This window comes from Kribbella sp. VKM Ac-2568 (assembly GCF_004345365.1).
GTDB classification, from domain to species: Bacteria; Actinomycetota; Actinomycetes; order Propionibacteriales; family Kribbellaceae; genus Kribbella; species Kribbella orskensis.
Genome location: NZ_SLVF01000016.1, coordinates 45,115 through 71,578, shown reverse-complemented (window position 1 = coordinate 71,578; position 26,464 = coordinate 45,115). Strand labels below are relative to the sequence as shown.

Here is a 26,464-nt window from a genome sequence, read left to right as displayed (position 1 = left end):
CACCCGTGGCTACGGCAAGGCCGCGAGTGCGTTCGTCAGTAGGGCCGCGAGTGCCTCGAGCTGGAAGTCGGCCGACGACGACACCTCTTCGTCGGAGCCGTCGAGTGCCCTGGCCGCAAGCCCGGCCTTGGTGTCGATGAGGTCCGCGATCCTGGTGTCGATGGTCTGCGCGGCGATGATGCGCCACGCGGTGACGGGCTCCTCCTGGCCGATGCGGTGGACACGGTCGATGGCCTGCGTCTGTTCGGCGTTGGTCCAGGAGAGCTCGGCGAGGACGACGTTGGAGGCGACCTGCAGGTTGAGGCCCACGCCGGCGGTCAGCAGGGAGCAGACCGCGATGGAGACGTCCGGGTCGTTGACGAACGCGTCGATGTTCTTCTGGCGCGTCCTGGCGGACTGGTCGCCCCGGATCGAGGAGTAGCGGATACCGCGCTCGGTGAAGAGCTTCTCGGCGGTGTCCATCACCTCGATGTGCCGGGCGAAGAAGACCACCTTGCCGACGTTGTGCGCGAGCTGCGCGGCGTAGTCGGCGGCCAGGCCGGCCTTCGCGTTGCCGATCCGGCGCACCAGGCTGAAGACGTTCTCGCCGGTCTTCGCGGTGTCGGGGTCGGACCGCTCCCACCCGGCGACGCGGCGTACGAGCTCGTGGTCGATGCCGTCCACAGGGGTGTCGGAGTTCCGCGTCGCGAGTGCGCTCTGGTACCGCGCCACGAGGCGGTCGGCGAGCTCGCGCTCGGCCTCGCGGATCGACCGGCCGGCGGCATCGTCGAGCTCGACGGGCAGGTCGGCGACGCGACGGGCGGGGATGTCGGCGGCCACGTCCACCTTGCGGCGGCGGACGATGCCCATGTCGATCACGCTGGCGCGGGCAGCCGCGTAGAACCCGGGATCGGCCGGTGTCAGTCCGCTCCGCTCGAGCGACTCCATCAGCTCGGCGCGCGGCGCCTTCTCGTCGATCCAGCCGAGGAACTGCCAGATCGCCGTGAAGTCCTCGATGTCGTTGATCAGCGGGGTACCGGTGAGCGCCATCAGCAGCGGCCGCGCGGTCCGGGTCCGGATCCGCTCGGACAGCTGGAGGACGTTCCGCGAGCGCTGGGACTTCTTGTTCTTGATGAAATGCGCCTCGTCGACCACCATGCCGCGGAAGCCGAGGTCGCCGAGCCAGCCGACGTGCCGGTCGAGGACGTCGTAGTTCACGATGACGATGTCGGCGAACCCGTCGATCGAGTCTCCGTCGCCGTGGATCACCGTGGCGGTCCGCTTCGGCGTCCAGAGGTGGGCCTCCCGGGCCCAGTTGGTCTTCACGACGTTCGGTACGACGACCAGCAGGGGGTAGGCGTTCGCGGCCTGCGCGGCGAGCAGAGCCTGAGCCGTCTTACCCAGGCCCGGCTCGTCGGCCAGCAGGAAGGTCCGATGACCGGCGGCAGCGGCGGCGACCAGGCGCGCCTGGTGCGGCATCAGCTCCAGGACACCCGGCGCGCGCAGGGACGACGGCTCCGGCAGGGTCTTGCTCGCCGAGGCGGCGGCGTACTCGAACGACTTGAGCAGGGGACCGATCAGCTCCCAGCCGGCCAGGCGCCGAGCCTGCGGCTCGCGCGGCGCGGCGGACGAGAAGTCGGGAGCGAGGAATGGATTGGCCAGCTGCCGCGAGACCACCGACTGCGGCACGACCCGCCGGGCACCAGTTTCGGGAGTGGCCGGCGGCTCACTGGGCGCGGGCTCCTCGGCGGGCGGCTCCGCACCGGCCGCGAGCAACATCTCGCGCTTGAGCGACACGGCGGCTTCGGACATGACAGCGTCCTCGGCGAGCAGGGCGAGCAGCGAGGTGTCGCGAGCGGCGGTCTTCGCGAGGATCGTCGCGATCCCGTCGAGCCGCCTGAGCTGCTCGGCCCGGTAGGCGTCGGTGGCGCTCTGGTCGGCGTTCACCCGGGCCCGCTCCTCGCGCACCAGCAGGGCGACGACCTGGAACTTGGTCCGCACCGACGGCCGCACGTTCGCACGCTCGACGGCCCCCTCGACTTCCCGCACGGCCTTCGCGAGCACCGGCAGGATGCCGTCGACCTCGACATCGCGGACGCGACGCCGACGACGTGACGCAGTACTGCTGGCGCCGGACTGGCGCTGGCCTCGTCGGGCCAAAGAATCCTCCTCAAAACTGCCATGGCACCCCTTGCCATGGCGGAACGACAACGCCGCAGGCCATCGGCGCGGCCGACGAGACGTCGCGCGGAGCGGCCCGTATCGGCCACTCGACAGCGCGGCTCGGCCCCACCGCCTCTGCAGGCGATCAACCTCTCGAACTCCGACGGAACCGCCCACCGTGTCGGAACGACCACCAGCAGACGGCCTGAGCGCCGGTCATCAGAAACAACCGCCGCCGGGACAGGCCTCACCAAGTGATGCTGCCTAGCTATCGACCCCAATACTAGCGCGGCTGCGGTCAACCGGGCCCCGGCCTCCTCCGCACCCCGCTGGGCACGGCTCGCGGGAGGGCAAATCATCCGGCCTGTGTGATGCCTCGACCGGTGCGGGCGAACAGGATGGCCTTGGCGTCGGGCCTCGACGCCGGGACCGAGACTCTGAGGACGGTATTCCATGAGGCGGCGACTCGCGGCGGCCGTCGCGCTGCTGGTGGGGTTGGCGACGATCGTGCTCGGCGTGGTCGTCGCCGTGAACCAGTTCCCGCGCGGACTCGGTCTGCTGGCCTGTGTGGTGATCGCCGCAGTGGCGGCCTGGTACGGCGTACTGCGGCGGGGGACCGCGCACGTGGTGGGGTTGACGGTGGCAGGCCTGGCCCTCGCCGGCGCCCTGGCCTTCCTTATCGCGGGCGGGGGAATCCTCGCAATCCTTGTCGTCGCGGCGGGACTCCTGGCCACTCTGGCGGCGCTGCGTGCCAGCTTTGCCAGTCACGTGGATCTGCCATCTGCCCCGGCCCCGCAGCGAGCGGTGCTGTTCTACAACCCACGTTCCGGCGGGGGCAAGGCAGAACGCTTCGCAGTGGCCGAGCAGGCGCGCAGCCGTGGCATCGAGCCGATCGAGCTCAAGGGCGGCGAGGACCTCGAAGTCCTGGTCCGCCGCGCGGTCGAGAGTGGCGCGGACGGGCTCGCGATGGCCGGCGGGGACGGCTCGCAGGCGATCGTCGCCGCGATCGCCGCCGAGTTCTCGCTCCCGTACGCCTGCGTGCCGGCCGGCACCCGCAACCACTTCGCGCTCGACCTCGGGGTCGACCGGGACGATGTCGTCGGCGCTCTGGACGCTTTCGTCGACGGCGGCGAGCGGTTGGTGGACCTGGCCGAGGTCAACGGCCGCGTGTTCGTCAACAACGTGTCGCTCGGCCTGTATGCCGAGGCGGTCCAGCGCACGGGATACCGGGCCGCCAAGATCCGGACCATCCTCGACACCGTGCCGGACGTGCTCGGAACCGGTGGCAGCGAGTTCGACATGCGCTGGGCGGGGCCGGGTGGGGACGAACACAGCGGAGGCGCGGCCGTGCTCGTCTCCAACAACAAGTATCGTCTCGGTCGTGCGGTGGGCTCCGGCACGCGACCCCGGATCGACGACGGCCTGCTCGGGATCACCGTCATGGGGGCACCCTCCGGTGGCGGCGAGGGAGGCCGCTCTCTTCAGCGGCCCTGGCGCGAGTGGTCCGCCACGTCCTTCGAAGTCGATTCCGATCGGCCCCTCCCCGCAGGCGTCGACGGGGAGGCGCTGGTCCTCGATGCGCCGCTGCGGTTCCGGATCCGGCCCGGCGTTCTCCGGGTGCGGATCGCGCACCAGCATCCGGGTTCATCGCCGTCCGCAAGAGCCCCCGAGGGCCTCCGCGCGGGCCTGGTCGAGCTGGTGCGCATCGCCCTCGGCCGGGAATCCGCAAGTTCACCACGGAGGAAGCCGTAGATGGACCTGATGAAGATCAAGGAGAAGGAACTGCTGACCCGGGAGACCGCGGCGGCTCGCCTGCACGTCTGCCCCGGCTAGTGACCGCTGGCGAGGACTGACACGAGCCGCTCGAGCGCCTGGCCGATCGTGAAGCTGGCGGGGGGGGCACCACATGACTGAACCGGTCGAGAACGCGGAGCAGGGGCGGGAGCGCAGGCCCCGGCTCAGGCATCCGGTGGTGGTGGTCACCGTGCTCGTGGTCGCCGTGGTACTCGTCATCATCGTGGCGCTGCAGATCCTGAGTGGCGGCGACGGCTTCTCCACGATCGACGAAAGCAGTGGGAACTGGGCCTACCTGGCAGTGTTCCTGCTCGTGTTCGGCGATGCGCTGTGCGCGGTGTTCCCGGGGGAGACCACTCTGAACGCCGCCGCCACGCTGGCGTCCCAGGGGGTGCTGAACCTGGTGCTGATCATGGTGGCCGGTGCCGCTGGAGCCGTCGCCGGTGACTCGGCGCTCTACTGGATCGCCCGGCGCAACAGGGACAGGTTCCAGCCGCGGATGGACGCGGCGATGCGGCACCAGAAGGTCGCGGCCGGGATGAATTTCATCGGCTCGAGCGCCGCACTGCTGCTGATCTTCGGACGCTACCTGCCCGGACTGAGATTCGTCGTCAACGCGACTCTCGGGCTCGCGGCCTATCCGTACCGGCACTTCCTGTTGTGGTCGGCCATCGGCGGAACCATCTGGTCGGTCTTCACCTGCGGGCTGGCCTATCTCGTCGGTACGGCGCTGGCGGGCTTCCCGCTCGCCTCGGTGATCATCTCCGGCGCCATCACCACCGTCGCCATCGGCGTCGTCTTCCTGGTCGCCCGCCGGCGCCGTACCGCCGGCGGGGACCCTGTCCAGCCCTGACCCTACGCAGCCCTGAGCCGGTGCAGCCCTGACCTTCAGACTTCGGCGAAGACGGTCGCCCAGTCGTTCTTGATGCTCACCACCGTCCAGTCCTGTGCGCGCGCCCGCTCGAGCGAGGTCTCCGCCCCGGAGGTGTAGCTGAACTCGCGTTCCTCGTCGTCATGCAGGATCAGCATCCGGAGCCCGGGACGCGAGGGAAGCCCGGCGTACTGGAGCATCGGGATGTCGCCGTTGGAGTTCCCGCCCGCGATCACGGGCCGTTGACCGGTCCGGCTCCAGATGCGGACGGGCTTCATCGGGCCGTCGTCGAAGACGTCCATCTCGGCTTGGTAGACGAGTGATCCTCCGCTGTCGTCCTCCTGGTACCTGAGCCCGGCAGAGCTGCCGATCACCCGCTCGGCCGGGATGCCGTAGATCTCGGAGGTGACCGGTCGCATGAAATCGCGGTCACCTCCGGACGCGATGTAGGTCGTGAATCCGTTGGCCTCCAGGTAGTGCAGCAGTTCGACCATCGGGAGGTAGGCGCAGTCCCGGAGCCGGCGGCCGAGCGTGGGGTGGTGCGTGGTCTGGAGGAATCGTTCGGCCAGCTCCGCGTAGGTGTCGACACTGACCGTGGCGAACGCCTGCAGGATGCCGCCCAGCAGGACTTTCACGTCGGTGTCGTCGCCGTGGTAGTGCTTGGTGATCACGCCCCCGAGCCAGGCATAGTCCTTCTCCCGGGCGGCCTGCCAGGGCTGCCGGGTTCGGAGGCTCGCGTCCTGTTCGGCCATCTCCGCGAGCCGCTGCAGGACGAAACCGAGTTCGGGCGGCATCGGCTTCTCGCACCACAGCGTGCCGTCGTTGTCGAACACCGCGATCCGCTCGGAGGGCGGAACGTACTGCGCCCCGCCCTCCTGGACGGCGCGGTCGACGTAGTCCACCAACGCCTGCCGCGTCGGGGTGTCGTTCCAGGACGACAGGTGGCCGTCCGATCGTTGTTCTGTGCTCATGGCCGGGCCGCTCACTCGCGCATCAGCATCAGGGCGGCTTCGCGCTCCAGATCCATGTAAGGCTCGCCGCTGACGTCGATCGCCACCCGGTTGATCGTGCCACCGGTGAACGTGTGCGGGGGCGCGCCCGGGTAGTCGTCGGTGATCGGCTCACCGTTGTGCCTGCCGACGTAGAGACCTGATCCTGCGATGGCGAAGGCTCCGAGCTGAGTCTTGATGTGTCCCTCACCGACCTTCTCGTCCCCGTGATAGAGCGAGAGTGTTCCGGACGCGGCTTCGGAGTCCATCCCTTCCTTCTCGAAGGAGGCCGACAGGATCAGATTCCCGCCCGTCGGGATGTCCTTCGTACCGACCACCTGCTGCTCCATCGCGCCGACGAAGCTGTTCACGTAGTGAAGCCGGTTGTCCTTCACGTACAGGGCGTGGCCGCCGAACCGGGCCCCCATGGCGAACAGCACGCCTTCGGCTCCCGGTTCCGGAATGTCGACCAAGGCACCGATCACGAACGATCGGCCGCGGGTGTTGACCGCCTGCCACTCCGAGACCGGGGCAGTGTCCGGGTAATACACGTACCGGTCCTTCGGCGCGCTGAGCTGGGGCCGGGGGGTACCGAGGATCTCCAGTGGGGAGCGATCGTCGAGCGGGAAGGCGTTGTTCGCGCCGGCCTCGGCGAACCAGATGTTCACCAGTTCGCGCAGCTTCTCCGGCTGCTCCGCCGCGAGGTTGTTGATCTCGGACCGATCGACATCGACGTGGTACAGCTCCCACTCGTCGGCGTTGAAGTTGGCCCAGCCTGACACGGTCGGGTGGGTGGTGACCGCCTTCCAGCCCTCGTGCCAGATCGAGCGGGATCCCAGCATCGAGTAGAACTGTGTCTTTCGGCCGGAAGCGGCGGACGCGTCCTCGACGCTGGCCCGCATGCTGATCCCGTCGAAGGCGCTCTGGGTGTGTCCCTTGATCGTCTCCGGGGCATCGACGCCGAGGACGTCGAGGATCGTCGGGACGATGTCGATCGCGTGGTGGTACTGGTGCCGGATCTCGCCGCGCGCGGACGAACCCATCGGCCACGAGATGATGCACGGGTCCGCGGTACCGCCGTTGAACTCGTAGCGCTTCCACATCTTGAACGGTGTGTTGAACGCCATTGCCCAGCCGTTCGGGTAGTGGTTGTACGTCTTCGTGCCACCCAGGTCGTCGAGCTTCGCGAGGTTCTCCGCCAGGTCGTCGGGGATCCCGTTGGCGAACTTCATCTCGTTGACCGAACCGTTCGGTCCGCCCTCACCGCTCGCGCCGTTGTCGGACACGACGATCACCATCGTGTTCTCCAACTGGTCGGTCTGCTCCAGGTAGGCGAGCAACCGGCCGATGTGGTGGTCGACGTGCCCGAGGAACCCGGCGTACACCTCGGCCATCCGGGCGAAGAGGCGCTTCTCGTCGTCGTTCAGCGTGTCCCACGGGCGGGTGTAGTCCAGTTCCGGGAACGGCTGGCCGTCCGGACCGGTGCGCGTCTGGGGCGTGCCGATCGGATTCACCGGAGGCAGTTCGGTGTCGGCCGGCACCAGACCGAGCTCCTTCTGCCGGGCCAGGGTCTGCTCACGCATCGCCTCGTAGCCCTGGTCGAAGCGGCCCGCGAACTTCTCGATCCACTCCTTCGGCGCGTGATGGGGTGCGTGGCAGGCGCCGGGTGCGTAGTACAGGAAGAACGGCTTGTCCGGAGCGATCGACTTGGCGTCCTTGATGAACTCGATCGACTTGTCGGTGATGTCCTCGGTGAGGTGGTAGCCCTCCTCGGGCGAGCGTGGCTGATCTACCGGGTGGTTGTCGTAGACCAGGTCGGGGTACCACTGGTTGGTCTCGGCTCCGAGGAACCCGTACCAGCGTTCGAAGCCCCGGCCGCTCGGCCAGTTGCGACGGGTCGCCGCGAGGTTCATCTCGTCGGTCGGGCACAGGTGCCACTTGCCGACCATGTACGTGTTCCAGCCGCGTTCGCCGAGGATCTCCGACAGCAGCCCGTTCTCTGGTGGGATCGTGCCGCTCGCGTTCGGGAACCCGATCGCCGCCTCGGTGATGCACGCCATGCTGTTGCGCGTGTGGTTGCGACCGCTGAGCAGGCACGACCGGGTCGGCGAGCACAGCGCCGTCGTGTGCCACTGGGTGAAGCGCACGCCGCGCGAGGCGATCGCGTCGATGTTGGGGGTCTCGATCGGGCCGCCGTAGCTGCCCATCGCCGAGAAGCCGACGTCATCCAGCACGATATAGACGACATTGGGCGCACCCTCCGGCGCCTTCGGTGGCTCGAAGGGCGTCCAGTCCGGCTCGGAGTCGCGGATGTCGACATTGACCTTCCCACGGAACGGCACAGGCATAACGTCACTCCTCGTTGGTCGCTGCTCTGGCTCGGCGGGCGCGGCTCACCCCGTCGACGTGGCCGCCTGGACGGCGACGGCGGTTGCCTTCAGCTCAGCCTCTGTCGAGCCCGCTGCCGAAGTCGTCACCCCCAACGGATGAACCGGCACCACGCATCCGCGGCACGGTGGTTGATCGTCCGCGCGGGGTGAGGCCTTCCGCCGGAGCCGGAGGCAGGGTGAGGACAAGAGGTATCGGCTGTCCCGGTCGCCGGGGTCAAGAGGAGGAAATCGTGGGATCTGACAGCAACGTTCCAGTCGACCTGTACATCGCCGCCTATCCGGAGGCGAAAGGAGCCCAGGATGATTGGGCTGCCATCAAGCAGCTCGCCGAGGATGACGTGATCAAGGTCGATGGGCTTGTCCTGGTCAGCCGTGGCTCCGACGGGAAGATCAACGTCGACGATGACTTCCACTCGGCGCGCAAGGGTGCCGCCTGGGGTGCGGTCGGTGGTGCGGTGATCGGTCTGATCTTCCCGCCCAGCCTGCTGGCCGGTGCGGCGGTCGGTGCGGGTGCCGGCCTTGGGATCGGTGGCCTCAAGTCTCACCGGGAGAAGAAGGCGATCAAGGCTGAGGTCGAAGACATCCTTCCGCTCAACAGTTCGGGAATCGTGGCGCTGTTCGAGGAACGGTGGGTCGCGGAAGTCGACAAGGCGTTGTCGCATGCAGACCAGGTCATGAAGCAAGAGGTAGACGCGGACAGCGCAACAGAGGTCAAGAACGCGGCCAAGTAAGCCTCTCCGCGGACCTATAGCTTCGCGGGGTCGAACGTCATGAATTCACCCCGCGCGGATGATGCCCATGTCCGCCCCTCGGGCGACGATCCAAGTCGACCGTCCATCCGGCGACGGGCCAGGAGTGCGCGATAGGAGTGACATGGGGTGCTTGTTCGCCTTGTTTGCGGGGATATTTCCGCGCTTGGGCCTGTTCATCGTCTGGGTGGCACGACCCAAGCTGGTGGACGCCGCCTTCGACACGTGGTTCTGGCCACTGCTCGGCATCATCTTCCTGCCCTTTGCGACTCTCATGTACGTGATCCTCTATACGGGTGGCGGTCTGAACGGCTTCGACTGGTTCTGGGTGGTCCTGGCCGGCATTCTCGATCTCTTGCACTGGGGCGCCGGGTGGACACAGCGCCGACAGGCGCCCGGCTATCCAGCCGGCGCCCAAGGGTGAGGTGGAAGGCCGGGCTGACGAGATCGCCCTCAACCGTGAGTTGTGGGCGCTGGTCAACGAGCGCTTCACCGGTCCCGCGGCTGAGGCGCTCTGGTCGAAGCCGGACATGGTGTGGGGCCTGTTCGCGGTACCGGAGCTGAGGCTTGGTGCGCTCGGAGCTGTCTGCGGGCTCGACGTGCTCGAGTTGGCTTGCGGTACGGCGTACTGCTCGGCGTGGCTGGCCAGGGCCGGCGCTCGTCCGGTGGCTGTCGACCTGTCGGCAGAACAGTTGCTGACGGCCCGTGACCTCCAGCGTCGGACGGGTCCGAGCTTCCCGCTGCTGCAGGCGGATGCGGAGCAGGTGCCACTGGCCGGCGGTTCCTTCGACCTCGTGGTCAGCGAGCACGGTACTGCGGCGTGGTGCGACCCGGAGCGCTGGCTTCCCGAGGCGGCGCGGGTGTTGCGGCCGGGTGGACGACTCGTGTTCCTGACCAACAGCTTGTTGTCGGCGCTCTGCGTCCCTGACGACGAGGGTGTCGCCACGGACCGGCTCCAACGTGGCCAACGCGCGGCCTATCACGTGCGGTGGCCGGGCGGCGGGGCCGAGTTTCATCCGTCGCACGGCGACTGGATCCGGCTGCTCGGCCTGTTCGGTTTCGTGGTCGAAGGGCTGCACGAGATCTACGCGCCGGCCGACGCGACGGACCATCCGTTCTACGAGATCGTCTCAGTCGAGTGGGCCTCGCAGTGGCCGGCCGAGGAGCTGTGGGTGGCCCGGCGAGCCTAGGAGGAAGCAGCGGGACCGGCTGACCGCCGCGCAGCCACTTTCGCGGTCAGACGCCCGAGCACGACACCGACCGATGCGCCCACGACGACGTCAGCCGGGTAGTGCACGCCGGTGTACACGCGGGAGAACGCAACGACCGCGGCTGCGCCTTGCAGTGGCACCTTGAGCTGCGGCAGCGCGGCGCCGACCGCGACGGCGAACGCGGCCGCTGACGCCGAATGACCGGAGGGGAACGAGGCCGACGACGGCATCCGCACCCACCGCTTCTCGGGGACACCCAGCTGCGCACGCTGCGGACGGCGGCGCTCCCCGGCCAGTTTCATCGGTTGGTTGACGACGAACGAGGTCAGTCCGATCGCGGCCACACCGGACACGGCGGCTCGGCGCCCTCTGGCTCCGCCGAACAGGGCCAGCACCGCCGCGACGAGGAACCACGGCTTGGAGAAGTTGGCGAAGCCGGAGACCCGGCGGAGCGGAGCGTCGAGCCAGGGGGTGTGCAGCTCGGCCACTGCGCGGTACGCGACGCGGTCGACCTTGCCGAGCTTGCGCAGCACCCACACCACCGTTGACGGCCCGCCGTTGCCGTACCGAGCGCTCAGCCGGTCGGCGAGTCGCTCTTCGACCGGATCAAGAGGAGCCGGGCGGGTCACGGGATCCCCGCCGACCGGCCGATCGCTGTCCGCCACAGTGCGACCAGCGTGGGCTTCTCGGCGACCCCGAGCGGCCCTGCCGCCGCGGCCTGGTGCGCACGACTGGGCTTGTCGCCCGCAACCGTCGTCGTCACCTCGTCTTCTCCTTCGGGTCGCGCCAGTTCGCGCCCGTCTGCCGTCTGTACTCCGCGACCGCCTCGTCGAGCGTCGGGAGGAAGTGCGCCGGGTCGATGGTGCGCGTGAGCTCGTACCGCTCGATCTTCTGGCGCACCGGGTCCTTCATCTCCGCGAAGACCAGGGACACTCCGCGCGCGTTGAGCCAGGCGTCCAGCTCCTGCAGCATGTCGGAGGCCGTGGTGTCCACGTCGGTGATCGGCTCGGCAGCAACGATGATCCAGCGGAGATCCGGGTGATCCTCGGCGATCTCCCGCACCGTGTCACCGAACATCCGCGCGTTGGCGAAGATCAGCGGCGCGTCGAAACGGTAGACGACCAGACCGGGCAGCAGGTCGGCGTCGGGGTAGCTCTCGGTGTCGTGCAGGCCCGCGATCCCCTCCACCTGACCGAGCTCGGCCTGGTGCGGCCACCAGACGCGGCGGAAGACGTTGAGGATGGACAGGCCCACGGCGACGAGGATGCCGGGCAGCACTCCCAGGAGGGCCACGCCGAGCAGCGCGATGATGGACAGCCCGAACTCCGTCCGGCGCTGGTGCCACAGCCGGCGCGTCCCGGCGATGTCGGCCAGCGACAGTGCGGCGGCGATGACGATCGCGCCCAGGGTCGGCTGAGGTACGTGCTGCATCAGGGCGGTGGCGAACACCAGGACCACGGTGATCACTCCGGCGCCGACGACACCCGTCACCTGGGACCGGGAGCCGGCCTGCTCGGCGACGGCGGTGCGGGATCCGCTGGTGCTGACCGGAAAGCCCTGGAAGAACCCGGCTGCGATGTTGGCGGCACCGATGCCGATCATCTCCTGGTTGCCGTGGACCCGCTCGCCCTTGCGGGCGGCGAACGCCGATGCCGTCGACATCGTGTCCGCGAGCGCGACGACCGCGATGGCGAGCGCCCCGAGGAACAGCGGTGCCACGTCGCTCCAGTCGATCGCCGGGATCGTGAACGGCGGGAATCCTTGGGGGAGTACACCGATCGTGTCGACGCCGTGCGACTCCAGGTCGAAGGTGCTGACCGTGAGGGCGGCCAGCACCACGACGATGAGGACGCTGGGGAGCTTGGGCAGCAGCCGGTTCAGGAGCAGGATGCCGGCCAGCGATCCCAGTCCGAGGATCGCGGCCGTCGTGTTGGCCTCGCCGTCCGCGAGCCCCGACACGAAGGCGCGTGCCTCGTCCACCAGCCCGTCGGCATCGACCGAGAACCCGAACAGCTTGGCCAGCTGACCTACGACAATGGTCAGCGCGAGCCCGTTCATGTAGCCGATCTGGGTCGGCTTCGACAGCAGGTCCGCCACGAACCCGAACCGGGCCAGCCCGGCGACCGTCATCACCACGCCGACCATCACTGCCAGCATCGAGGCGAGCGCGACGGCTCGAGCGGGATCACCGTTGGCGAGAAGGAGGGGTACGACCGTCGCCGCGATCATCGGGCCCAGGGACGAGTCGGGACCGAGGACCAGCACTCTGGAGGGCCCGAAGACCGCGTAGCCGAGCAGACACAGGATCGAGGTGTAGAGCCCGGTCACCGGCGGCAGCCCGGCCAGCTGGGCGTACGCCATCCCCTGCGGCACCAGCAGCGCCGACAGGACGAGGCCGGCGACGACATCCTTGGGCAGCCACGCCCGCTCGTACGACCTGGCCAGCCCCACGCCAGGCACGTACTCCTGCCACCGAGGCGGTCTCACGTCGGGTCCGTCGGTGAGCGCGGCCATGGCGTCAGCCGACCATCCGGACACGTGTCCTGAAGGGCGATCGTCTGAGTCCGGGCATGTCGCTCCTCCGCAGGTGGTCGCTCGAGGGCGTCGGTCGACCACCATTCGACCGCCCGCGGGAACGTTCTGCATCACCCCTCCCGGATGAAGCCGCGTTCTCATGCGGACTGGATGATGCGGAGGCTTCGCCGTTCGGATCGAATCGGACCAGCAGCAGTCCAGCCACCGAACCACGAACGAGGGGATGCACCATGTCTGAATCCGCAACCGAGAGGCCGGTCCTCGACCTGCTCGCACAGATGACCGCCGCCTCGGTCCAGGCGTCGAGTCTCGATCCGGCGACCCTCATGCTCGTGCGCATCGCCGCACTGGTCGCGGTCGACGCGGCGCCGATCTCGTACCTGATGAACCTCGGCGTGGCCAGCGAGGTGGGTGCCGACGCCGAGCAGGTCCGCGGTGTTCTGGCCGCGATCGCACCGATCGTGGGCACGGCGCGCATCGCCTCGGCGACGGGGAGGATCGTCGAGGCGCTCGACGTCGCCATCGAGGTCGCAGAACTCGAAGCGCTCGACGCGCTCGATGCGCAGAGCAACGAGTAGCAGCGAGGAAGTCCGTTGATCGGGCAGACCGAGCGAAGTACGTGGGCGTCTTCACCTGCGACGCTTCGAGGTCTGCCCGATCGACTGTGCCTGCGCCGGTGTCAGCTGGGGCCTGCCGGCTCCTGGGCCGCCGCGGGCGCCGTACCCGGGTCGGCGCGGTAGGCGCGGAAGGCTGTCTCGATGGTCGGGTAGATGTTGTCCTCGCCGATCGTGTCCAGGATCCCGTACGCCCGGAGCGTCGCCAGCAGTTGGGTGTCCGGTCGGACGAGCACGAAGCGGGCGTTGTGGGCCCGACTGTAGTTGACGAGGTTCGCCAGGGTCACTCCTGCCGAGTAGTCGATGTCGTCGATCGTGCCGCAGTCCAGCGCTACCCAGCGGACCGGGTCGGGCGCGGCGGAGATCACCGCCTCGAGGTGGTCGGCGAAGCGGTTGGCGTTGGCGTAGAAGAGTTCCGCGTCGTAGCGGAAGACCACCAGCCCTGGCAGGCTCTGCGTGCCTGGTACTGCCGGCAGGTAGGTCGGTTCGCCGGCCTGGTTCTGACCGATGACGAAGTCGCCCGGTGTGTACTGCCGGCGGACGAGGTCGAGCAGCGAGAGAGCGATCGCGAGGATGATTCCCTGCTCGACGCCGACGGCGAAGACGGTGACGGTCGTGATCAGAGCAACCGCGAACTCGTTCTTGCGTCGCCCCCACAGCCGTTTCAGGCCGGGCAGGTCGATCAGGCTGACGCCGATGAGGAAGACGATCCCGGCGAGCACCGCCGTGGGCATGTCCGCCAGCAGCCCGGTGAAGAACAACGTGAACAGCAGCGCGACGGCTGCCATCGTCAGGTTGGCGAGCTGGGTGCGTCCTTGCTGCTCGTCGAGGATCTGCGTCTTGGTCGGGCTGCCGTTGACCACGAAGGTGCCGCTGAGGCCGGCGGCGAGGCTGGCGCCGCTGAGCCCGACGATGTCCCGGTTGATGTCGACGGCGTCTCCGTGCTTGAACGCGAAGCTGCGGGAGGTGGCGGCGCTCTGGGCGATGATGAGCACGAAGCAGGACAGGGCCGTCGGCAGCACCTTGGACACGTCCGACCAGGAGAGGCCCGACGGGAGGCCGATCGGCGGGAATCCGCCCTCGACGGCACCCACCACGGACACGCCGTTCGCATGTGCGTCGGCCAGGGCGGAGATGGCGGTCAGCAGCACGACGGCGACGATCGCACCCGGGACGACCGGGATGAAACGCTTGAAGACCCGGATGATCACGATCGTGGCCAGCCCGAAGGCGAACGTGCCGAGGCTGATCGAGGACAGCGAGGTGATCCAGTGCCACTGCTGCTCGAACCAGTTGCCGCTGCCCTTGGGGATGCCGAGCAGGTCCGGGATCTGCCCTGACAGCACCTGGATGCCGACGCCGGTGAGGAACCCGATCAGTACCGACGCGCTCAGGAAGTCCCCGATGAAGCCCAGCCGCAGCAGCCGCGCCACGACCAGCATCGCACCGCAGACCAGCGCAGTCAGACTGGCGAAGGCAAGCCAGTCAGGCGATCCGGGGGTGACGCCGGCGATGCCGAGACCGCTCAGGCCCGCCGCGAGTACCGCGGCGGTGGCGGAGTCCGCGCCAACGACCAGCAGCCGCGAGGAGCCCAGCAGGGCGAAGATCAGGGTGGGGAAGATGATGGTGTAGAGCCCGGTCACGATCGGCGTACCGGCGATGGACGTGTAGCCCATCACCTCGGGGATCGCCACCGCCGACAACGTCAGACCGGCGATGAGGTCGCGGGACAGCCAGGCCTGTCGGTAGCCACGCAGCGACTCGGGGATCAGGCGCATGTCGTCCTGCGGTGGTCAGACGTTCTGGATGGCATCGATCCGGTTCGAGCTGATGGCTTTGGTGAAGTCTGCGAAGTCCTGGTCGTTCTGGGCTGCGTAGCGTTCGGAGAAGTCGGTGATCGACTTGTCGAAGGCATCGTCTTCGCCGAGGTAGGCAGCGATGGAGACCGCGTCTCCGGATCGTGCGTGTGCACGGGCAAGGGTCCATCCGCACGTGCGGCCGTAGAAGGCCAGCTCCGCGGGCGCCAGCAGCTCCACGAGCGCTGAGCCTTTCATGTCGCGCAGTTGGCGCCAGTAGAAGTAGCGGTCGGCCTGAACGCCTCTGGACCAGCCGAGGAAGATGTCGCTATTGGCCTGCATCAGTCGCTGGCCCTGGACCACCCGCTCGCCCGGTTGCTTGAACGCGCTCTTGCGCAACGGTCCTTCGAGGACCGACCTGGTCGCTTCCTTGACCTGGAGAAACAGCGGATCGTTGCGGTCACGGCCTTGCAACAGGACGATGAACGCCCGGGTTCCGACACTGCCGACGCCGACGACCTTGCGCGCCCAGTCGACGATCTCGAAGCGCTCCAGCAGTTGCCGGAGTTCGGGCCGAAGGGTGGAACGATAGTCCCGGAACAGGCTGACGACGACTTCCCCGAGCTCGTCGGGCTCTACGCCGTACGCTGTGTGAAGCTCGCGCGCGGGGACGATCACCGGCGGGACACTGGCGATGCGGTAGCGCCCGTCGATCTCTTCGCTGAGCTTGGACAGGGCCTGTTCGCTGTTGCGGGAGTGCGCCTTCTGGGCGTTCTTCTCGAAGCGCTTCTTCGCCTCTTTCACCTGCTTCGGCGTCATCCCGCTCATGCCGTCCTCCGCGCCGGCGCCCTTGTCCTTGCCCTTCTTGGATCCCTTGCCTTTACCCTTGCCGTCGGCTCCGGCCAGGAAGTCGGTGACTGACTGCTTGATCTGGTCCTCGGCGGTGTGGGCGTACCACACGTCGAGAGTCTTCATGCCGGCGAACTCGGCCATCGTCTCCCGGTAGGAGGTGACACAGGCCTTCGTGATCGCCCGGGCGTCCGACTCCGAGCAGCCGTTGTTCTGTGCCGCGACCATGAGACTCGCGGCCAGCCGTTTCACGTCGTATTCGAACGGGCCCGGAAGAGTCTCGTCGAAGTCGTTGATGTCGAACACCAGGTTTCGCTCCGGCGAGGCGAAGACCCCGAAGTTCGACAGGTGGGCGTCGCCACACAGTTGGACCTGGAAACCGGCCGTGGGCGTCTTGGCAAGGTCCGCCGCCATGATCTTGGCAGCGCCGCGGTAGAACGTGAATGGCGAGGCCATCATCCGGCCGTGCCGCACCGGGACCAGGTCTGCGTCACGCCGGAGGTTCTGCTCCTCGATGAGTGCCACCGGGTCCGGCCGGTCCGCGGCGGGCCTCCACCCTGCGTGACTGTCGGGCATCGCTTTCGTGCGAGCCTCCAGACCGCGTGCGTGGCGCTCCTCCAGAGTCGGATGTGGAACCTTCGTCGCCATGATCGCCCGCCCTCTCTCCGCGTCGCAGGCGCCGCTCGTCGGACGAGCCGGGTCACCACCCTGCAACCCGTGTACTCCGCCGACGATTCAGCAGGACGCGGTCCGCCGCATCACCCCTGACGGAGGATTGGGCCCCCGAAGTGGTGCCCGTTGGCTTGAGGTTAGTAGTTAGTGACTAGTAACCTCGTGGCATGGAACGCCGACAGAGGATGAGTGGGTCAGACCGCAGACAGCAGGTACTGCGGATCGCGGCAGAGGAGTTCGCCGACGGTGGCCTTCGTGGGGCGTCGACCGAGTTGATCGCCCGGCGTGCCGAGATCACCCAGGCGTACATCTTCCGGATGTTCGGGACCAAGAAGGCCTTGTTCCTGGAGGTCGTGATCGCGGCGTTCGATCGCCTGACGGAAGGGATGCGCGACGCCGCCGGGACAGCGACCGGGCTCGACGGACTCGCCCTGATGGGTGCCCAGTACAACGAGCTGCTGGCCGACCGTACCTCGCTGCTCCTACAGCTCCAGGGCTTCGCCGCCTGCGGCGATCCCGAGGTTCGCGATGCCGTGCGCGACAGCTTCGGGCGGATGTGGCAGACGGTCGCCGACGCCACCGGACTCGACCCGGTGACGATCAAGGCGTTCCTGGCCTTCGGCATGCTGCTCAACAACGGCGCCGCCCTCCAGGTCGCCGAACTGGACGAACCATGGGCGACGGGCGTGCAGACTCGCATTCACGCCGGCCTGTTCGATCACATCACGACCGAGACGAACCAGTGAACAGGCCGGCAAGCCGATCCGAGCCGCAGTTACTGGTCCCCTCGCTGTTCTTCATCGCTCTGGTCGTCGCCGCGGTCGGCAGTCTCGGGGCGCCACTCATCACGAGCGTGGCGACCACGTTCCAGGTGTCTCTCTCCAGCGCGCAGTGGACGCTGACCATCACCCTGCTGAGCGGAGCAATCGCGACGCCCGTCCTGGGACGGCTGGGGGCTGGTCCGCATCGCCGTGGCACCATTCTCGCCACGCTGGCGGTGGTGGTGGCTGGAAGTGCGCTCACCGTCCTTCCCTTGTCCTTCGCCTGGTTGCTCGTCGGCCGAAGCGCCCAAGGCATCGGTCTGGGTCTGACCGCGCTGATGATGGGCGTGGCCCGGGACCATCTCCCCGAGGAACGGGGGTCAGCCACCATTGCACTGGTTTCGGTGGCGTCCACCATTGGTATCGGCGTCGGCTATCCGCTCGCTGGTCTGCTGACCGAGCTCGGGGGTTTGCGTGTCGCCTACGGGCTCGGTGGTTTCGTCACGGCAGTCGCTTTCCTGGCGGCCCTGCGCAGCATGCCCGTCCCGCCTGAGGGTCGCTCTGCTCGGGTGGATGTGCCTGGCGCGATACTGCTCGTTGGTGGACTGTTTCTCGTTCTGCTCCTAGCGAGTGAGACCAGCCTGTGGAGCCGACACGTCCGCCTCGCCGTAGTACTGGCGGCTCTTGCGGTGCTGCTGCTCTGCGCCTGGACGGCGTACGAACGCCGCACGGCGTCGCCGCTCGTCGATGTCCGGTTGGTGCGGCACCGAGCCGTCGCCGTCGCCAACGTCGTCACGCTCGTCGGCGGCGTCGGCATGTACCTCCTGCTGACCCTCATCACCCGGTACGCCCAAACGCCGCGCAGTACCGGCTACGGCTTCGGGCTCACCACTTTCGCCGCCGGCCTCGTGCTCGTTCCGTTCTCCTTACTGGGTTTCATCGCCGGCAGGTTCACCCCTCGTCTTCGCGAGCGGGTCGGCGCACCTCTGTCTCTGGCCGGCAGCGCCAGCGTCGTTCTCGGCGCCTTCGTACTCTTCGCCGTCGCCCGGTCGAACGTTGCCGACCTGCTGGTGGCGATGGCAATCCTCGGCTTCGGTGTCGGCAGCTTCTCCGCTGCCATGCCCGCGGTCATCCTGGCCGTCACTCCCCAGAGCGAGACCTCGAGCGCCATGAGCTTCAACCAGGTCGTGCGCAGTGTCGGCTTCTCCCTCGGAAGCGCCGTCGGCGGCCTGGTACTAGCCGCAGGAACCGACAGCGGCCAGCTTTTCCCAACCGACGCCGCCTACACGACGGCGGCCTGGATCGGCGCCGCGGCAACAGCAGCCGCCGCGCTGACCACCTTCGCCCTCGCCCGTGAACGTATGGCCGCGACGGTCAGGTGACCTTGCTCCGGCGACCCTGCCAGTAGTTCCAGGCGAGGGTCACCAGGATCGCGCCGGCGATCGACCCGATGATCCCGCTCGGGCGCAACGAGAGCCCGTCTCCGGCCAGCAAGCTGATGAGCAGGCCGCCGACGATGGAGCCGAGCAATCCGGCGACGATGGCGGTGGGCCAGTTGATGCCGTGTCCGCGGGTGCCGAGCAGAAGTTGCGCCGCGGCTCCCACGATCATGCCGAACAGCAAGATCCCGATGATGAGCATGGCCCGACGCTACGGCCTAGACGCGCCGAAGGCACTAACCACTACGAAAGAGCCGCAGGTGTTCACCCAGCGGCGCTCCGCAGTACTGGTGCTGAGTAGTCCATTCTGTTGCCGTCGGGGTTCGGGGTGAGGCCGTCGGGGCAGCCTGTTCCCGGTGACATGTATTGCGAGCTTGCAATAAATCACTGCATAGTCGTAGTATCGTCTGTATGGTTGCTGCACCTCCTTCCGACGGGCCGATGTCCTTGCTCTTCGACGTTTGGTTGGTCGGCGGCTTGGCGTCCGGGCTACTGGATGAGGTTCTCGCAGACACCGACCTCAGTGGCGACGACTTCGGTATGTACTCACTGCTGCGCAGGTACGGCCCCGTGACTCCGACTCAGGTGCATAGGTGGACCGGACTGCGGCCGACCACCGTCTCCGCGCACCTGAAGCGCCTCGAGAAGCGCGGCCACGTGGTCCGCTCGCCCAACCCCGCCGATGGCCGCTCACATCTCGTTGGCCTGAGCAGCGCGGGTATGGAGGCGCACGACCGCGCGACCGAGCCGTTTCTCGAGGCCATGCATGTACTGCGCGCCAGGTTCATCCCCGACACGTTGCGGGAGCGTCTGGTGCTCCAGCACATCGACACAGTGCTGCGAGAGGGCGCCGGACTGGACGACCGCCCCTACCGGGTCGCACCAGACGAGGAAGCCCGCCCCCACGACCATGCCGGCGTACCGGTACTGGCCTACCCCGGCGAACCGCTGACCGCCTCCGAGGAGCAGCAGGTCCGCCTCTACATCGACTTCCTGAGAAGTCAGGAAGCGAACCGCGCGGCACCGGTCTAGTCAGGCCGATCACCCGTGCTCAAGGACCAGCCATGAACACCACCGATGACCAGCCGGATCGACCCGGCGGCCAGAGTGCGCAGGGGAACGCCGACCGAGCTCGACGCATCACGGAGGAGGTCGCCGAGGCCGGAAGAATCCCCGGGATGTCAGTCGCGGTAGCCGGTCCACAAGGGATCGTCTACTCGGGAGCAGTGGGCTACGCAGATCTGGCGGCACGTCGCCTGTCCACTGTCCAAGACCAATACCTGTGGTTCTCCATGACCAAGATCGCCACAGCGACGGCAGCGATGCGACTGCACGCCGACGGGCTCATGGATGTGGAGGTACCGATCGGGACCTACCTACCCGGTTACCGGCCACCCCCCAGGCACGGCCACCCCACCACGCGGCAGCTGCTGACCCATACCGCCGGCCTTGCCAACCCCCTGCCGATCCGCTGGGTACGCCCCGAGGATCAGCCCGAGGACCCCGCTCTCCTCGATCGGATAGTCGCCAAACATGGAACACCGAACAGGACTGTCGGCGCCCGGGCCGCCTACTCCAACATCGGCTATCTCCTCGCTGCCCGCGTCATGGAAGCCGTCACCGGACGGTCCGTCCAGGACTGCGTCCGCGACACCGTGCTGACGCCCTTGGCCATGAACGAAACCGGCTACGCCTACCAGGCCGGCTCGCCCCGATCCGTGGGCTACGTGCGTATGCCGAAGGCAGTCGTGCCTGCCGTCGGCTGGATGCTGCCCGCGGGGATCGTCGGTCCGCGGGTCGAGGGCCATACCTCGCTGCGGCCCTTCCTGGTCAGCGGCGCGGGCTACGGGGGCCTCGTCGGAACCGTGACCGATGCGGCCAAGCTCGCCGCCGCCCACGCAGCCGGCCCGGCGTACTACGACCCCGCCCTGACCCCCGTCGACACCGAGCGGATGCGGACGATCACCTCGCCCGGCAAGCCGTTCGACCATGGCATCGGCTGGTTCCGCAAGCCGACCGACGCTCAGCGCACCCCGACGTTCGTCGAGCACTATGGAACCGGCGCCGGCTTCTGGAACGCCATGCGCATCTACCCCGACACAGGCGTCGCCATGGTGGCGATGACCAACACCACCAAAGCCTGGAACTTCGACCATCTCTTCATCCAGCTCAGCGACTGCTTCTCGTAAGACGCAGGATTCACTCGATCGTCCGGCGTGCGGCAACTGACCCGGTGTCGCGGGGCGGTGCGCACATAGTCCGCCCGGGGTGAGGCCTTCCGTCGGAGCCGGAGGCAGTGTGAGGACGAGAGGTATCGGCTGTTCCTGTGCCGGTCGCCGGGTCAAGAGGAGGAAGTCGTGGGATCTGACAGCAACGTTCCAGTCGACCTGTACATCGCCGCCTACCCAAACGCGGAGGGAGCGCGGCTCGACTGGGCCGCCATCAAGCAGCTCGCCGAGGATGACGTGATCAAGGTCGACGGGCTTGTCCTGGTCAGCCGTGACGCCGACGGGAAGATCAACGTCGACGATGATTTCCACACCGCGCGCAAGGGTGCCGCCTGGGGTGCGGTCGGTGGTGCGGTCATCGGCCTCATTTTCCCGCCCAGCCTGCTGGCCAGCGCGGCGGTCGGCGCGGGTGCCGGCCTTGGGATCGGTGGCCTCAAGTCTCACCGGGAGAAGAAGGCGATCAAGGCTGACGTCGAAGACACTCTCCCGCTCAACAGTTCGGGAATCGTGGCGCTGTTCGAGGAACAGTGGGTCGCGGAGGTCGACAAGGCACTGTCGCACGCCGACAAGGTGACCAAGGAAGAGGTCGACGCGGACAGCGCGACAGAGGTCAAGAACGCCGCCAAGTAGTCCGCCCAGAAGCTGGAACCTTCGAGGAGCGGTTGATCCCGTAGACCGTGGCTGCAATGCGCTCGGCGTCGGCTTCGCTCGTGTAGTCGGCGAGCAGCCGCGTCGGGAACGGGGGTCGCGGCCTACGAGCGGCTCGCCGCGCACGGGTTGATCCGCTCGCGCGCCGGGCTCGGAACGTTCGTCACTGGGAGACGGATCCCCGCTGTGGCCGCGCCGGCCGAATCCCCGCTGCGGCCACGGGCGATCTGGCGCGCCGAGCAGCTCGCCCTACCGGATCTCACCGTGCCGGACACCGAGTTCAACTTCGCGCTCGGCATCGCCGCGCGCACCCAGTTCCCGTTCACACGGTGACGAGCGCTGCTCAATGATCAGCTGCGCACTCGTACCGAGGTCAACTACGCCGACCCGGCGGGCTCAGCCCGGCAGCGTACTGCGCTCGCGCGGCAGGCCGGCGGGACACGGCAGAGTAGCCGGATCGACGAGCAAGTGAACGCTTGACCGGCTGGCCGACGGTGGCTCCCTCGTGCGTGCCGGCATCGTCGGTTGCCGGATTCGGGATCGACGGAAGTCACCCTGCGCGGATGAGTCGATCCGCGGGCTCCTGCGGCAAGGTTGCGAGCGGGAGCAGGTGGGGGCGGCTACGCATGGTGGGCGAGGAAGCGCAGGGAGCGGCGCCGGTCGTCGGTGGGCTCGATCGGCTGCTGCTGGACGCCAAGTTGTCGGTTCCGCAGCCTCGCCCTGGTTCGGTGAGCCGCGCTGACGTCATCGAGGCGGCTCGCGCCGGCCGGTGCCGTGTGGTGGGCGTCACGGCGTCCGCGGGTTACGGCAAGTCGACGTTGTTGGCTCAGTGGGCGCGTGCGGAGGACCGTCGCGTCGTCTGGGTGTCTCTTGACCGCTTCGATGATGATCCCGCGGTCCTTCTCTCTGTGTTGGCGACCGCATACGCTCGGGTTTCGCCGACAGAGGCTGACCTGCTGGCCGACATGCGCAGCCCCGGCGTATCGCCGCTGGGTCGGGCAGCGCGGCGCCTCGCGTCGGTGTTGAGGACCAGCCCGGTGCCGTTCGTCCTGATGCTGGACGACCTTCACGAACTGCGGGCGTCGGCCTGCCACGACGTATTGAGCGTAGTGATCTCAGGGATCCCGCGGGGCTCTCAGTTGGTCGCCACGAGTCGTTCGGAGCAACCTCACATCCCGCGGCTGCGGACATCGGCAGACGCGATCGAACTCGGCGCGGGCGACCTGGCCCTGGACGCAGCCGGCGCCGAGCAGATCTTTGCAGCCGCCGATGTCCAGGTGTCTCCAGACCTGATAGCCGGGGTGACGGCTCGTACCGAAGGCCGGCCGGCCGGCCTGTACCTCGCGGCGGCGATAGCGCGTGAGAGCCCCGGTCAGGCGGTGGCGGTGTCGGGTGACGACCGGTACGTGGCCGACTACCTGTATCGCGAGTCGCTGAGCCAGTTGCCCGCGAACACGCAGGCTTTCCTGCGCCGCACGGCCGTACTGGACCAACTCAATGCACCGTTGTGTGATGCCCTCCTCGGAGGGGCCGGAGGGCAGCAGCAGTTGCGCACCATCGAGGCCCCGAGCTCGTTCCTGATCCCGCCGCTTCGGTCGCGCGATCTTGAGGTTGGGTCGAGCATCGCTGCCCGGCCCGGGGGAGGCGCAGTATGTCCGATCCAATAGCAACGACGCCTGGTGGTCGAACACCAACGGTGCCGGTCGAAGCGCCAACGGCGGGGCGGCCGTCGCGGGGGCGCTCGATCGCCGCTGTGGTCTGCGTGGTGTTGGCGGCGCTGCTGATGACGCCGGCAGCGGTCGCGTACTGGGGGCAGCGCACACTGAACGACTCGCAGCGCTACGTGAACACGGTCGGTCCGTTGGTGAACTCGCCGCAGGTGCAGGACGTGCTGGCCACGAAGGTGACCGGCGCGATCCAGCAACAGGTCGACATCGAGGCGATCCTCAACGACGTGTTCGCCGGTGTCATCACCGACCGGCCGCGGTTGCAGCGGCTGGTGGGGCCGTTGTCTGCCGCGATCAACGGTCTGATCGACCGGCAGGTGCGGGAGTTCATCGCGTCCGATGCCTTTGCCGAGCTGTGGACCGCCGCCAACACCAGGGCGCAGCAGTCCCTGCATCGCCTCCTGACGGGTGACGAGTCCGGTGCCGTGTCTCTGCAGGGTGACCAGGTCGTCCTCGACGTCTCCGAAGTCATCGACCGCGTCAAGCAGCGGCTGGTCGACCGAGGACTGACGATCGTGGAGAAGGTGCCGATCCCCGACACCGACAAACAGATCGTGCTGATGGAAGCGCCCCAGCTGAAGCAACTCCGGACGATCTATGCCTTCGCCAACCCACTGGCCCAGTGGCTGATCGTGGTCGTGGCTGCGCTCTACCTGGCTGCCCTTCTGCTCGCGCGCCGCCGGCCGCGGATGACGGTGATCATCGGCGCACTCGTGGCGGCGAACGCGCTGCTGGTGGCGCTGGCGCTCTCCGTCGGACGCCAGTTGTTCGTCGACCAACTGGCGGGAACGGACTTCGGCCCGGCCAGCAGAATCTTCTACGACACGCTGCTCAGCTATCTCGACCGCGGGTGGCAGGTGTTCCTCTGGCTGGGCCTGATTCTGGTGGTTGTCGGCTGGTTCGCGGGACCCAACAGGTCGGGCACCGCTGTGCGCACGGCGGTCACCGGCGGCCTGGAGGGCATCGGCCAGGCGCTGGCCGACACCCCCGTCGGCGGCGCCGGCGCATGGACCGCGACCAACGCCCGATGGCTGCGGGTAGTCATAGGAGCGCTGGGTGTCGTGGTTCTCCTCTGGGGCAACGACGTCTCGCCGTCGCGGCTCTTCTGGTCGCTCGCGCTCGTCATCCTGCTATTGGCGCTCGTCCAGGTTCTAGTCGGAGCCGGGCGGGAATCCGCCACATCACGGCCGGCTCCGCCAACCCAGACCGCCCCCGCCGGTACCGGGTAACTTCACTCGGCCCCGCTGTAGCTCCCGCAGTGACGGCGTCACTCGATCCAGGTGATGATCTGAGTCTGGCCGTGGACCAGGCTGATATCCAACGCTCGGAACAAACGAGATGCTGACGGGCAAACGCCCAGGGCGACGTCTTGGAGAGGTGCCAGTCATGTCAGGAAACTGACGCACCCTGCCGACGCGGCGTCGCGGAGGTCAGCTCGACCGTGGGGACCGAGACAGCTTCGGCGCCTTATGACTTGGGTCCGGGAGCATGTAGGTGATCACGAAGGCCACCACCACAGCCACCACGACCTGCGGTGTCACCGACACACCGTCGGCACCGAGCAACAGGGTTGCCAACAGCGTCGAGGTCAAGGGCAGCCGCAGCATCGCGGCGCACATGGCTCCGATGCCCATGCCGATCGCCGGTGCGAGGCTCATACCGGGCAAGCCGCTGGCGGCGATCCCCAGCACCGCACCGATGAACATCGATGGAAAGACAGGTCCGCCCCGGAAGGCGCTCAACGAGAGCCCGTAGGCCAAGGCCTTGCAGGCCGCGAGCAGGATCAGCACGCCAACCGAGTAGCCGGCGGCCTGATCGACCAATGCGGGCAAGGCATCCTGGCCGGAGAACAGCACTTGGGTGAAGCTTCTGCCGGAGATGAGTTGGTACGCCATCGCGATGAGGCCGATGGCCAGGCCGAGAAGGGCCGTCACCAGCACGCGGTTCAGATGCACGACCGGGCGCAGCGACAGCCCGATCCAGCGGATCGACCAGCCCAGCAGTGCGCCGGCCGCTCCCATGGCCAGGGCCCAGGCCATGGTCGCGAGGGTCGGATTCGTCGCCGGCGGCACCGTCGTGAGGGCCAGCGAGAAGGTCCCGAGTCCTGTCCAGTTGTCCAGCCCGACGAAGACCAGCGCGCCGATGCCGGAGGCGAGCAGGCCCGGCAGCGCCACCAGACTCAGCGTCGCACCGCCGATGCCGGCGATCTCCATGATCAGGAATGCGCCGAGCAGCGGGGAGCCGAGCAGTGTGCTGATTGCGGCGAAGCTGCCGGCCGAGGCCATGATCGTCAAGGCCATCGGCGGTGCGTCTTTCTTCGCGAGGTGAACGGTCAGCGCGGCGAGGCCACCACCGATGGCGATCAGGGGTGCCTCGGGTCCGAGGACAGCGCCCAGACTGAGCGTGGTGAGTGCGGCGAGAACGATGCCGGGGAGCTCCCTGTCAACGGGCGGACCTCCGGCCTTGAACCCGAAGGCGGGTGAATGGCCCGCGTTGCCTGGCAGGTACCGGATGGTCAACCCGGTGAGCAAGCCGCACAGCGCCAACCAAGGCACCGGCCACCACGCGGGGACACCCCCGGTGAAGACATCCTGCGGCAGATCGTCGAACACGAACGACTGGATCTTGCTGACCAGGGCCAGGAAACCGTAGGCCACAGCCGAGATCGGGATACCCAGGATCGCGGCGAGCAGCAGGGCTGACAGGTACGGCTTGGAGCGGATGACTGCGACCGGGTCCATCGCCGGTGGTCCGGCCGGCGGCGAAGCGGCAGCCCGACCCTCCGCGGGGGATACGCCCGAGGGGACTTGCGAGTCGGTCATCAGTTCTCGCCTCCCTAACCTGAACAACCCTGGCTTGCCGGCCACTTCGGGCGGCCGAGTGGTCAATCGCGGCTGCCTCGATCAGCTTGCCGAGTTCGGCACTTGTCGTTCACAAACTGCTGCCCGCCGTCCTGCACTGCAATGACCTGGTGCGGCCGCGAGACGACGGCGCCGCGAACTCGCCCGAACCAGTCACCGATCGCTCGATGGGCGCGCCGACAGCACAG

General features: G+C 68.0%; 24 protein-coding genes. 14 read left to right on the top strand and 10 right to left on the bottom strand.

What is annotated here, in order from left to right:
- Positions 1 to 9: 9 nt before the first annotated feature.
- Entirely contained in the window at positions 10 to 2,139 is a 2,130-nt protein-coding gene (locus EV648_RS36015; protein WP_132299858.1) for a DEAD/DEAH box helicase, read from the bottom strand.
- Between the two features lie 456 nt (positions 2,140 to 2,595).
- Here EV648_RS36015 and EV648_RS36010 point away from each other — a divergent pair, with 456 nt between their 5' ends.
- Complete coding sequence (locus tag EV648_RS36010; protein WP_132299856.1) at positions 2,596 to 3,894, top strand: diacylglycerol kinase family protein; 1,299 nt, start codon at positions 2,596 to 2,598, stop codon at positions 3,892 to 3,894.
- 154 nt (positions 3,895 to 4,048) lie between these two features.
- Complete coding sequence (locus tag EV648_RS36005) at positions 4,049 to 4,789, top strand: DedA family protein (RefSeq protein WP_132299854.1); 741 nt, start codon at positions 4,049 to 4,051, stop codon at positions 4,787 to 4,789.
- A 35-nt stretch (positions 4,790 to 4,824) separates the two neighbouring features.
- Here the strand turns inward: EV648_RS36005 and EV648_RS36000 are convergent, their stop codons facing one another.
- Both EV648_RS36000 and EV648_RS35995 read right to left on the bottom strand, forming a co-directional pair.
- Positions 4,825 to 5,778: an HAD family phosphatase gene (locus tag EV648_RS36000; RefSeq protein ID WP_132299852.1), complete on the bottom strand. Its 954-nt coding sequence runs from the start codon at positions 5,776 to 5,778 to the stop codon at positions 4,825 to 4,827.
- An 11-nt stretch (positions 5,779 to 5,789) separates the two neighbouring features.
- Positions 5,790 to 8,144: an arylsulfatase gene (locus tag EV648_RS35995; RefSeq protein WP_132299850.1), complete on the bottom strand. Its 2,355-nt coding sequence runs from the start codon at positions 8,142 to 8,144 to the stop codon at positions 5,790 to 5,792.
- Between the two features lie 272 nt (positions 8,145 to 8,416).
- On the opposite strand from EV648_RS35995, the gene EV648_RS35990 reads away from it, so the two are divergent.
- From EV648_RS35990 to EV648_RS35980, 3 genes are all read left to right on the top strand, one after another.
- On the top strand, positions 8,417 to 8,917 hold the full coding sequence (locus tag EV648_RS35990; RefSeq protein ID WP_158294168.1) for a DUF1269 domain-containing protein: 501 nt from the start codon (positions 8,417 to 8,419) through the stop codon (positions 8,915 to 8,917).
- A 184-nt stretch (positions 8,918 to 9,101) separates the two neighbouring features.
- A complete protein-coding gene (locus EV648_RS35985) occupies positions 9,102 to 9,359 on the top strand; it encodes a hypothetical protein (protein WP_199235017.1) in 258 nt (85 codons plus the stop codon).
- Between the two features lies 1 nt (position 9,360).
- Entirely contained in the window at positions 9,361 to 10,125 is a 765-nt protein-coding gene (locus EV648_RS35980) for a class I SAM-dependent methyltransferase (RefSeq protein ID WP_199235016.1), read from the top strand.
- Here the strand turns inward: EV648_RS35980 and EV648_RS35975 are convergent.
- Genes EV648_RS35975 through EV648_RS35970 form a run of 3 tightly spaced genes read right to left on the bottom strand, consistent with a single transcriptional unit; the run spans position 10,122 to position 12,660 of the window.
- On the bottom strand, positions 10,122 to 10,775 hold the full coding sequence (locus EV648_RS35975; protein WP_199235015.1) for a phosphatase PAP2 family protein: 654 nt from the start codon (positions 10,773 to 10,775) through the stop codon (positions 10,122 to 10,124). The two genes, EV648_RS35980 and EV648_RS35975, sit on opposite strands and share 4 nt — an antisense overlap.
- Positions 10,772 to 10,909, bottom strand: a complete 138-nt coding sequence (locus EV648_RS42865) for a hypothetical protein (RefSeq protein ID WP_158294167.1) — start codon at positions 10,907 to 10,909, stop codon at positions 10,772 to 10,774. Before EV648_RS42865 ends, EV648_RS35975 begins: the two co-directional genes overlap by 4 nt.
- A complete protein-coding gene (locus EV648_RS35970; protein WP_132299844.1) occupies positions 10,906 to 12,660 on the bottom strand; it encodes a SulP family inorganic anion transporter in 1,755 nt (584 codons plus the stop codon). The genes EV648_RS42865 and EV648_RS35970 overlap by 4 nt, the downstream gene beginning before the upstream one ends.
- Positions 12,661 to 12,911: 251 nt before the next feature.
- Between EV648_RS35970 and EV648_RS35965 the strand changes: the two genes are divergently transcribed.
- A complete protein-coding gene (locus tag EV648_RS35965; RefSeq protein WP_132195666.1) occupies positions 12,912 to 13,259 on the top strand; it encodes a carboxymuconolactone decarboxylase family protein in 348 nt (115 codons plus the stop codon).
- Between the two features lie 101 nt (positions 13,260 to 13,360).
- Here EV648_RS35965 and EV648_RS35960 read toward each other — a convergent pair whose 3' ends face one another.
- Positions 13,361 to 15,073: a SulP family inorganic anion transporter gene (locus EV648_RS35960; RefSeq protein ID WP_132299842.1), complete on the bottom strand. Its 1,713-nt coding sequence runs from the start codon at positions 15,071 to 15,073 to the stop codon at positions 13,361 to 13,363.
- Positions 15,074 to 15,088: 15 nt separating this feature from the next.
- The gene (locus tag EV648_RS35955) at positions 15,089 to 16,516 is read right to left on the bottom strand and encodes a DUF2252 domain-containing protein (RefSeq protein WP_241995933.1); all 1,428 of its coding nucleotides are present in this window, start codon (positions 16,514 to 16,516) and stop codon (positions 15,089 to 15,091) included.
- A gap of 263 nt (positions 16,517 to 16,779) precedes the next feature.
- On the opposite strand from EV648_RS35955, the gene EV648_RS35950 reads away from it, so the two are divergent.
- Together EV648_RS35950 and EV648_RS35945 are read left to right on the top strand one after the other, a co-directional pair.
- Positions 16,780 to 17,358, top strand: coding sequence for a TetR/AcrR family transcriptional regulator (locus EV648_RS35950; protein WP_199235014.1), 579 nt, complete (start codon positions 16,780 to 16,782; stop codon positions 17,356 to 17,358).
- Positions 17,355 to 18,755 (top strand): MFS transporter, encoded by a 1,401-nt coding sequence (locus EV648_RS35945; RefSeq protein WP_199235013.1) that lies wholly within the window; start codon positions 17,355 to 17,357, stop codon positions 18,753 to 18,755. Before EV648_RS35950 ends, EV648_RS35945 begins: the two co-directional genes overlap by 4 nt.
- Here the strand turns inward: EV648_RS35945 and EV648_RS35940 are convergent.
- A complete protein-coding gene (locus EV648_RS35940; RefSeq protein WP_132299836.1) occupies positions 18,748 to 19,014 on the bottom strand; it encodes a GlsB/YeaQ/YmgE family stress response membrane protein in 267 nt (88 codons plus the stop codon). The genes EV648_RS35945 and EV648_RS35940 overlap by 8 nt on opposite strands.
- A 209-nt stretch (positions 19,015 to 19,223) precedes the next feature.
- Between EV648_RS35940 and EV648_RS35935 the strand changes: the two genes are divergently transcribed.
- The 6 genes from EV648_RS35935 (at position 19,224) to EV648_RS35915 (ending at position 24,644) form a co-directional block, all read left to right on the top strand.
- Positions 19,224 to 19,844: a MarR family winged helix-turn-helix transcriptional regulator gene (locus EV648_RS35935; RefSeq protein ID WP_132299834.1), complete on the top strand. Its 621-nt coding sequence runs from the start codon at positions 19,224 to 19,226 to the stop codon at positions 19,842 to 19,844.
- A 32-nt stretch (positions 19,845 to 19,876) separates the two neighbouring features.
- A complete protein-coding gene (locus EV648_RS35930) occupies positions 19,877 to 21,001 on the top strand; it encodes a serine hydrolase (protein WP_132299832.1) in 1,125 nt (374 codons plus the stop codon).
- 168 nt (positions 21,002 to 21,169) lie between these two features.
- Positions 21,170 to 21,670: a DUF1269 domain-containing protein gene (locus tag EV648_RS35925; protein WP_158294166.1), complete on the top strand. Its 501-nt coding sequence runs from the start codon at positions 21,170 to 21,172 to the stop codon at positions 21,668 to 21,670.
- 204 nt (positions 21,671 to 21,874) lie between these two features.
- The gene (locus EV648_RS42860) at positions 21,875 to 22,021 is read left to right on the top strand and encodes a hypothetical protein (protein WP_158294165.1); all 147 of its coding nucleotides are present in this window, start codon (positions 21,875 to 21,877) and stop codon (positions 22,019 to 22,021) included.
- Between the two features lie 230 nt (positions 22,022 to 22,251).
- Positions 22,252 to 23,355 (top strand): AAA family ATPase, encoded by a 1,104-nt coding sequence (locus tag EV648_RS35920; RefSeq protein WP_199235012.1) that lies wholly within the window; start codon positions 22,252 to 22,254, stop codon positions 23,353 to 23,355.
- Entirely contained in the window at positions 23,340 to 24,644 is a 1,305-nt protein-coding gene (locus EV648_RS35915) for a hypothetical protein (protein WP_132299828.1), read from the top strand. The genes EV648_RS35920 and EV648_RS35915 overlap by 16 nt, the downstream gene beginning before the upstream one ends.
- 201 nt (positions 24,645 to 24,845) lie before the next feature.
- On the opposite strand, the gene EV648_RS35910 is transcribed toward EV648_RS35915, so the two are convergent.
- Complete coding sequence (locus EV648_RS35910; protein WP_132299826.1) at positions 24,846 to 26,237, bottom strand: chloride channel protein; 1,392 nt, start codon at positions 26,235 to 26,237, stop codon at positions 24,846 to 24,848.
- Positions 26,238 to 26,464: the final 227 nt, after the last annotated feature.